Origin of the sequence: Geomonas sp. (assembly GCF_035254065.1) — a bacterium.
GTDB lineage: Bacteria > Desulfobacterota > Desulfuromonadia > Geobacterales > Geobacteraceae > Geomonas.
Window position 1 is genome coordinate 1 of sequence record NZ_DATFBA010000351.1, and the last position, 8,213, is coordinate 8,213.

Below are 8,213 nucleotides of genomic sequence, written 5' to 3' on the forward strand. Positions count from 1 at the left end.
CACCGACCCCTTCGACACCGATACCTTGCAGCTATTGGAGACGAGGTGCGGAGCCAGGATCGTACCGGTATTGGCCACCCGCGAGGACATCCTGGAAGGGGTGAAGCAGCACTACCTGCGCGGGATGCCGGCTCGCAACGAAGCGCCCCGGGTGCTGCTGGTGGTGGACGACAGCACCGAGATAACCTCCGAGATAGCACAGGCCTTGAGCAAGGAAGGGTACCAGATGCTGATGGCCAACGACGGGGTGCAGGGGCTGACCATCGCTTTCTCGCAAAGGCCTGACCTGATCCTGTGCGACGCCACCCTCCCCAGGATGGACGGCTACGCCCTGATGCGGGCAGTAAAGGCCAACCCCGCCACCGCCGGCACACCCATCATCCTGCTGACCGCCAAGGTCTCCCCCGAGGAAGAGCACCGGGCACTGAAATCGGGTTTCCAGGACTTCATCGCCAAGCCGATGATGACCGTCCGGGTGGTCGCCCGCGTCAAGCGCGCCTTCGACCTGATGCACCACAACCGGCAGCAGCAGGCGGTGCCGGCCGCTTGATCTTCCCGCCTATCGCCACGGCCCCCTTTCATCTCCTCACGATGTCTCCGCCACGGAGGCTGCGAAGATCGCCAGCGCCTCCTCCAACTCCTCGTCGGTCACGTTCAGCGGCGGGATGAAACGGATGGCGTTTCGCCTGAGCCCGCAGCCGATCAGGATCAGCCCCTTGCTCAGACACTGGTCGATGACCGCGGCGCACCGGCGGCCGTCAGCCACACCCGCGGCGTCCACGAACTCGATGCCGATCATGCACCCCTTCCCCCGTACATCGCCGATGCAGGGATTGCGCGCGGCCAGATCCTGCAGGAACGAGAGAGCCCGCCCCCCGGCCACCGTCGCCCGCGCCAGGAGCCCCTCGTCCCTGATCACCTCCAGAGTGGCCCGGGCAGCTGCGCAGGAGACCGGATTACCGCCGAAGGTGGTGCCGTGGGCGCCAAGCTCCCACTTCTGCATGACCTTGCGGGAGCTGACCACCGCCGAGAGCGGGAACCCCGAGGCGACCGCCTTGGCCACCGTCATGATGTCGGGCACCACGCCGGCATGCTCGCAGCAGAACCATTTCCCGGTCCGACCGATCCCCGACTGGACCTCGTCAAAGATCAACAGGATCCCGTACTGGTCGCAGATTGAGCGCAGTCCCTGCAGGTAGGGCGCGGGAGCCGGGTAGTAGCCCCCCTCCCCCAGGAAGGGCTCGATCAGGATGGCGCAGACCTCCTCGGGCGGCACCTGGCGCTCGAAGATCCTGCTGATCTCGTCCAGGCAGCGGGTGCCGCAGGACTCGGGGGTGAGGCCGTAGGGGCAGGTGAAGCAGGCAGGGTAGCTTACCTGGTAGATGGAGGGGAGCAGCGGGTGGTAGCGCCGCCGATAGGCGGAGGAGCTGGTAGTGACCGAAAGGGCCCCCATGGTCCGGCCGTGGAAGGCCCCGGTGCAGGAGATGATCGCCTGGCGGCCGCTCGTGTAGCGGGCGAGCTTCAGCGCCCCTTCCACCGCCTCGGCGCCGGAATTGCTGAAGAAGAGCATGTCCAGGCCCGCCGGGGTCACCGAGACCAGCTGCTCGGCCGCGGCCACGGTCGCTTCGCTATAGTAGATCCCCCCGGTGTGGATGTACGCTTCCAGTTGGTTGCGGGCGGCTTCCACCACCTTGGGATGGTTGTGACCGATGTTGAGGACCCCCAGCCCGGAGGTGAAATCGAGGAAGCGGAGCCCCTCCTGGGAGTAGACGGTGCATCCCTCACCCCGCGAGATGGAAAACTGGTAGTAGTAGTGGGCGGCGGGGGCGAACACCGACAATCCCCGGTTCACAACCATTTCATCCTTATTCATAGTCACCTCACCACGGGTTTACATGAAGAAACGATGATAGCATACCCCGGTGGCGCCGCAACCGCGCCGCCTGTCTGCCTGGGCGGCAGGTTTTTATGGTCAGTTGCTTGCATTGTAAAAACATTAGATTAAACTAACCTCTGTTTATGCCAACCCGGCGATCTCATCTAAGCAAGAAGGGAGGGGCGATGTACAAGGAAAAGAGAAATTTCGCGAGGCTGGCCCTGCACGCAAAAGCCAACATCCACCTCAACGAACAGATCATCGAGGGTGAGGTCGAGAACCTCAGCATGAAGGGGGTATTCGTCAGCACCGAAAGAAGGATGGAGATAGACGACACGGTAGCCATCACCATCTACCACACCCTGACGCCGCAGGTGCTGTGCGACCTGAAGGCCAGGGTGGTGCGGGTGACCGACAAGGGGATGGGGCTGCAATTCGAAAAGACCCTGCTGGATTGATTGCTCACCCTTTCAACTGGCTTCGGCGCGAACCCTCGCGCAGTTTCCCGTTGCAGCTTTTCTTCGCTTCCTTTCCCCCTGTTGCAGCCGCCGGTCCTGCAGGTCCGGCGGCTTCATCCCTCGCCCATGAAAAAGAACGCTGACTGCCAGCGCCCCCGTCCTCCCCCCTTCATCAGTTGTTGATCGTCAGACCCCACCCAGCGTGAAGAAGAAGGTCGCCCCCTTCCCCACCTCCCCTTCAGCCCAAATCCGTCCGCCATGCCGGCTGATTATCCGTTGCACCGTGGTGAGCCCGATACCGTAACCGGGGTACTCCGCGCCGCTGTGCAGCCGCTGGAAGGCCTGGAACATCCGCTGCGCGTTGGACATGTCGAAGCCAACCCCGTTATCCCGCACGAAACAGGTACTGGGACCGGCCGACTGGCAGGCCCCGAACTCGATACAAGCGGTTTCCCGCATCGAGGTGAACTTCCAGGCGTTTCTGAGCAGGTTCTTCAGGGCGATCTCGAGCAGGCGGAGGTCGCCCACCGTGCGTATGTGCGGCTGGATAATGAAATCGGCCCGCCGCTCCGGTGCCCCCTGCCTGAGCTCGTCGGCAGTCTGCCGCGCGATCTTTGAGAGGTCGACTACCTCGCGCTTGAGGTTTTGGTAGGAGAGTTGGGAGAGATCCAAAAGTGCCTCGATCAGCTCACTCATGTACTGTGACGAGCTGCCGACGCGCTCCAGGTAATCAAGAACCTCCGGCTCGAAGCTGCCGCCATAGCGCTCCTGGAGGAGGCGGGAGAGGTCGCTGATCCTTGCGAGGGGCGCGCGGAGGTAGTGGGTGACCGAATGGTTGAAGGCCGCCAGGTCCCGGTTGATGGTAGCCAGCCGCTCCGCCTGGTCGGACAGCAGGCGATCCACCTGCGTTGTCAGCAGGATGACCGCCTCCCCTGCCGTTGCCAGCAGGCTCCCGATTGCTTCCAGGGACCTGAACGCGGCGCGTCTCAGGGGATCCGCACAAGCGGTCTCGGTCGGGCTCACAGCCGGAATTTTTTCGTCCAGGGCTGACACGCTCTCATCTCCCTTGGCAGGACGTTGGGCAAATCTCCGGTTCCTTCCCCGCCGGATCAGACCGTGAAATACAGGGTCCCTCCCTTGTCCGCCTGATCGGCCGCCCAGATCCTGCCACGGTGCAGGGTGATGATCCGCTGCACCGTGGCAAGCCCGATCCCGCAGCAGAGGTGGCCCGGCTTTTCCGCGGCCGGTGGCAAACCAGCGATCGTCACCAGCCGGGGGCCGTTGTCGCTCACATAAAAACTGCGAGCCCCCTCTACCTCTGCGATTCCGAAACGGATCACCGGATGCTGCACGCCAACCGTATAGTTCCAGGCGTTCTCCAGCAGCTGTTCCATGGCCAGCCGGAGCAGCCTTGCGTCGCCGGTGGCGGTCAACCCGTCCTCGATCTGGAAGGTGACCGGGCGCTGGCAGTTTCCTTTTAGCTGGGCAGCGATCTCAGAGGCCATGGCACTCAGGTCCACCTCCTCCGGCTGCAGTCCCGCCGAGGCGAGGGTGGTGAGACGCTGGAGCGCATTGATCCTGCCGGCCATCTCGCTGGTGGACTCCAGGATGCTTCTCAAAAGCTCCCGGCACTGGGGAGAAAGGGCCCGGCCGTAGAGCTCCTGCATGGTGGCACAGTGGCCGCTGATGCTGGAGAGCTGACCGCTTAAGTCATGGGAAACGGCCTGGCTGAAGGCGTCCAGTTCTCCGGTCCGGGCTTCCAGCTGGTCGGTCAACGCCTTCAGGTCTCTCTCGGCATGCAGCTGCATGCTCAGGTCCAGCCCGACGATCCAGTTGCCCCAGCCGGGAATCTGCACGTAGCGCGAGCAGTTCGACCAGGAGGTGCTCTTCGTGCAGCCATCCTTGCAGCGGATCTCCCACACCTTGCCGCGGTACTCCCCCCCCTGTTCGGGATGAAGGGCCAGCAGCTCTTCCTCCAGCCCGCCCGGCACCTGGAAAAGATCAAGCATCGACTTGCCCATCACCTCTTCCGCCTTGAATCCGGTCACCCTCTCGAACTCGTGGTTACAGGACGAAAGAGAGAGCCCCGTGTCGAAGGCCATCAGCATGGCGGGGAGATGCTGGAGGATGGTCCGCACCCGCCTTCGGTGTCCAAGCAGGGCCTCCTCCTTCTGCTGAAGTTCCAGCTTGTTTTCGCGCAAGAGGTCCTCCTCCTGCCAGTTTTCGTAGATCTTGCGCGCCAGCGCGGCGTAGGCCTGCTCAACCTCCTGGCGCAACTTATCGATTTCGGCGCCGGCCAGCGTCGAGGCGTACGCCGAGCCCAGGAACTGCTCCAGTTCGGCGGTTGCACGGTTGGGACCCGGGTCGCTTCCGGCAGCGATGAAGAGGGGATTGCGGCAGAGCTTGCCGTTGATAACCAGATGGGGATGGAGCCTGGCCACCTTCAGCAACAGCTCAGCGGAAAAGATGCGGCGGTCGTACAGGCACAGAACGGTCGCCTCATGCTTGCCGGCAAACTCGCTCAGGGCGGTTTCCAAGTCAAGCAGCAGTTCCCGCGCGTCGGGGTCGTTGACCATCCACCCCAGGTCGCAGATAACGCGGGTCGACTTGTAGCCGTCCTCGGCACTTTGGACGACGGCCGACTGCAGCACCCCCATCACCCGCAGCGGCTGGAAGCTCCCTCCCTGCAGCCAGCCATCCCGCAGCGGAAGCAGCTTCAAGGCCTCCGTCTCCTGGCTGTCTCCCGATGCGGCATTTTTCAGCACCCGCTCCCGCATCTCGTCTCCCGGGCTCAGGTAGACGCAGCGCTCGCCCAGGGACAGGCCCTTCTGGACGAACAGAGTCAACGCGGCGGGTAAAGCTTCCTCACCCTCGTGGAGAAGGCAGAGATGGTCGTGCCGCCCCACCTCCGCCAGACCTGGAAGCTGAACGGGTTCCCTGTCTAGCATGGCGCCTCGCATGAAAATTATTTTTGTCTAATATACAGGAATTCCGCTCGCCCGCAACGAAGGATGCGCCGATCGCTGGGCATCAATCAGCGGACCGCTACAAGGAAGAAGAGGTTTAGCCATCAAACCGAGAGGGGGACGGGTGGCTGAGGAGGGAGAGTGGTGAGCGGATGAGCAGCGGCGGGGATGTGGACAGCGGAGCAGAGTGCGTCAGCTCGTGCAAAACAAGGTTTTCTAAACTGGCATAAAAAGCAACCTGAATGGTGGAAAGGTAGGCGTGGCACCAGGAGAGCAGCACCGGCCCGGAGGAGGCCGATCGCCGTCAGCAACCGGAAACGATGAAAAGCAGTTAGCTTTCCTGAGAATTTCCTCTTTAATGAGAAAAAAGACCATCCCTTCTGGACAAGGCAAAGAAAGCGTGATATACAAAACACCGTTTGTTATTCCAGCAGGAGGGACGATGTCGAAACATATTGTGGTCATTGACGACTGCAAGGTGGTCCTGGCGATGGCCAGTGACTTCCTGGCCGCGGCCGGTTTCAAGGTCTCGACCGCAGACAACGGGGTCTATTCGAACCATCTCATCTACTCCAACACACCGCCGGACCTGATTCTCCTCGACGTGGTCATGCCGCTCATGTCCGGGGACAAGAAGCTGAAGCTCCTGAAATCGCGAGACAAAAGCCGCAACATCCCGGTGCTGCTCATCTCTTCCAAGGCGGAAGAGGAACTGAGCGAGCTGGTAGAGACGCACGGCGCGGATGGCTATCTATCCAAGCCTTTCACCGCCAGCCAGTTGGTGCGCTCGGTACAGAGCATGCTGGCTGCCTAGGCTATCGCCCCCCTCCCCTCCTGCGCCGGGGAGCCTCCTGGCGCTGCGGCAGTCGCGCCAGGTAAACCACGTGCCGCAGGCCACCCCGACCGGGTCGCTCGGTGGAGACCACGAACCCCGCTGAGGAGAGACGTTTTTCGAAGCCCGCATCCCGGTTCTCCCCCCAGACCGCGAAGGTCCCGCCCGGCTTCAAGGCGCACCGGGTCAACTCGATGGCGACAGTGCCGTACAGCGGATCAGCAACCTTGTCGGTACGGGCATGCGGCCCGGTGTAGAGATCAAGCACGATGGCGTCAAAAGAGCCCCCCGAACCCGCGCTTTGGCTGATGACATCCGCCACGTCGGCGATCTGCACGCTGACCCGGGGATCATCGACGGCGCCGGCGGTCAGCGAGGCAAGCGGCCCTCGACACCATTCCACCACCACCGGGTTCAACTCGGCTACCACCACCTTAGCCGTCGCCGGCAGACAGTCCAGCACGGCCCTCAGCGTGATGGCCATGCCCAGCCCTGCCACCAGCACCCGCGGGGCAGACTCTTCCTTCAGATGCCCGCAGGCGACCTGGCCCAGGGCGAGCTCAGAGCGGTGCAGCGAGCTGTTCATCAGCACCAGCGAGTTGACCAGGATCAGAAAATCCTTCTCCCCTCGCTGCCTCAGTTCCAATTTGCCATCTTTGGTCTCTACTGCATCCAGAACCTTCCACGGTTGCGCCATTTCAATTTTCTCCTGAAGGGATCGATCACTTCTTGCGCGGCCTCCGCGCTGCCGCGTCTTCGGCCGCCTCGGCCTCGGCGAGGATGTCGAGGTAGCAGCGGTAGCGGTCGGCGGCAAGCTCTCCCCTTTCCACCAGCTCGGTAACCGCGCATCCCGGCTCGCTGCGGTGGCGGCAGTTGTGGAAACGGCAGCCGTTCTCCTCCAGGGACTCGAAGCCCGGGAAGTACTCGACCACCTCCTCCGAGGAGATATCGACCAGGCCGAAATCACGGAAGCCGGGGGTATCGACCAGCTCGCCTCCGCCAGGGACGGTGTGCAGGGAGGATACAGTGGTGGTGTGCTTGCCGAGCCAGCGGTGGTCACTCAGCTCGCCGACCTTGAGGTTGATCTCGGGGCAGAGGGCGTTCAGGAGCGAACTCTTGCCGACACCGGTGGAGCCCACGAAAGCCCCTCGGTGTCCTTCGCGCAAAAAGCCGCGCAGGTCCTCGATCCCCTCCCCGCTCGCGGCGCTCAGGGCGAAGGTGGAAAGCGAGCCGGCATAGGTGCCAGCCACCTCCGACGCCAGGGCCCTCGCCTCCGGCAGATCGCACTTGTTGCAGACCAGGAACGGCTTCAGCCCGGCCGCGCGGGCGGCCACGATGGCCCGATCGGCGAAACCGGAGGGTGAACCGGGAGCCAGTACGATCCCCAGCACGTCCAGGTTGGCTGCCACCAGGTGCACGCTGCCGCGGGCATCCCGGCGGCGCAGTTCCGTCTGCCTGGGGAGCCGCTCCAGCACCTCTCCGGCAACGCGGACCCGGTCCCCGACCACGTGGCCGGAATTCCTCTTCACCCTCACCATCCGGCGCTCGCCGCCGCCGAAAAGCACCTCGACAGCCACCCCGAAGTGGGATACTATCAGCCCGCCCGTCTCGGGCGCGCTCTCCGGTGCCTTCCCGGTGGACATCTCTTTTCCCGCTTCTTCCAACCGCATCTCCACTTTTGTCTTTGCCGTTACCGGCCAGCCTTTTGGTCACATGCCGCCAGCTGGCGGTTTTCCAGAATGAATAGGGGGCCAAACCGCCGCCCCCTTGAGTTGACACAGAGCACCTTTTCACCGATATTTAGGTTATGGGATGGACGCCTATTCCCCGCGTGAAATCCCGTACCGCCGGCATTGATTCCTTGATCTATTTTATAAAGCACTCCGCGCAGCAAGCGGACGCCGGGCACCAGCCCGAAAGGTGGTCAGTCATGAACAAAGATACGGCGGATGAGGCAATTGACATATACGTATCGGAACGAATGGCTAAAGGAAAGCAGACGGCAATCAGACATTTTCTCGCCCGTATCTACCTGAAGGAGCAGAACTGGGAGATAGCGGATGCAATGCGCAACGTGCGAG

Annotated in this window: 8 protein-coding genes; 3 read left to right on the forward strand and 5 right to left on the reverse strand. The window is 62.8% G+C overall.

Annotated features, from left to right (window positions below; translation table 11 throughout):
• A partial coding sequence (locus VJ604_RS16430) for a response regulator (RefSeq protein WP_324084414.1) occupies positions 1-550 on the forward strand: 550 nt, incomplete at its 5' end.
• Positions 551-586: 36 nt separating this feature from the next.
• Here the strand turns inward: VJ604_RS16430 and VJ604_RS16435 are convergent.
• Positions 587-1,873, reverse strand: coding sequence for an aspartate aminotransferase family protein (locus VJ604_RS16435; RefSeq protein WP_324084416.1), 1,287 nt, complete (start codon positions 1,871-1,873; stop codon positions 587-589).
• A gap of 188 nt (positions 1,874-2,061) precedes the next feature.
• Between VJ604_RS16435 and VJ604_RS16440 the strand changes: the two genes are divergently transcribed.
• Positions 2,062-2,334 (forward strand): PilZ domain-containing protein, encoded by a 273-nt coding sequence (locus VJ604_RS16440; protein WP_324084418.1) that lies wholly within the window; start codon positions 2,062-2,064, stop codon positions 2,332-2,334.
• Positions 2,335-2,520: 186 nt separating this feature from the next.
• Here VJ604_RS16440 and VJ604_RS16445 read toward each other — a convergent pair whose 3' ends face one another.
• Complete coding sequence (locus tag VJ604_RS16445) at positions 2,521-3,387, reverse strand: sensor histidine kinase (RefSeq protein ID WP_324084419.1); 867 nt, start codon at positions 3,385-3,387, stop codon at positions 2,521-2,523.
• Positions 3,388-3,443: 56 nt separating this feature from the next.
• Positions 3,444-5,282: an MEDS domain-containing protein gene (locus VJ604_RS16450; RefSeq protein WP_324084421.1), complete on the reverse strand. Its 1,839-nt coding sequence runs from the start codon at positions 5,280-5,282 to the stop codon at positions 3,444-3,446.
• 460 nt (positions 5,283-5,742) lie between these two features.
• On the opposite strand from VJ604_RS16450, the gene VJ604_RS16455 reads away from it, so the two are divergent.
• Positions 5,743-6,114 (forward strand): response regulator, encoded by a 372-nt coding sequence (locus tag VJ604_RS16455; RefSeq protein ID WP_324084423.1) that lies wholly within the window; start codon positions 5,743-5,745, stop codon positions 6,112-6,114.
• Between the two features lies 1 nt (position 6,115).
• Here VJ604_RS16455 and VJ604_RS16460 read toward each other — a convergent pair whose 3' ends face one another.
• A complete protein-coding gene (locus VJ604_RS16460; protein ID WP_324084425.1) occupies positions 6,116-6,829 on the reverse strand; it encodes a spermidine synthase in 714 nt (237 codons plus the stop codon).
• 25 nt (positions 6,830-6,854) lie between these two features.
• A complete protein-coding gene (rsgA, locus tag VJ604_RS16465; RefSeq protein WP_324084427.1) occupies positions 6,855-7,802 on the reverse strand; it encodes a ribosome small subunit-dependent GTPase A in 948 nt (315 codons plus the stop codon).
• Between the last annotated feature and the right edge of the window lie 411 nt (positions 7,803-8,213).

What these genes read in the sequence shown, in the direction of transcription:
- VJ604_RS16435 (WP_324084416.1), bottom strand. Translation starts at nt 1,873, where the DNA reads ATGAATAAGGATGAAATGGTTGTGAACCGGGGATTGTCGGTGTTCGCC.
- VJ604_RS16440 (WP_324084418.1), top strand. Translation starts at nt 2,062, where the DNA reads ATGTACAAGGAAAAGAGAAATTTCGCGAGGCTGGCCCTGCACGCAAAA.
- VJ604_RS16450 (WP_324084421.1), bottom strand. Translation starts at nt 5,282, where the DNA reads ATGCTAGACAGGGAACCCGTTCAGCTTCCAGGTCTGGCGGAGGTGGGG.
- VJ604_RS16455 (WP_324084423.1), top strand. Translation starts at nt 5,743, where the DNA reads ATGTCGAAACATATTGTGGTCATTGACGACTGCAAGGTGGTCCTGGCG.
- VJ604_RS16460 (WP_324084425.1), bottom strand. Translation starts at nt 6,829, where the DNA reads ATGGCGCAACCGTGGAAGGTTCTGGATGCAGTAGAGACCAAAGATGGC.
- rsgA (WP_324084427.1), bottom strand. Translation starts at nt 7,802, where the DNA reads ATGCGGTTGGAAGAAGCGGGAAAAGAGATGTCCACCGGGAAGGCACCG.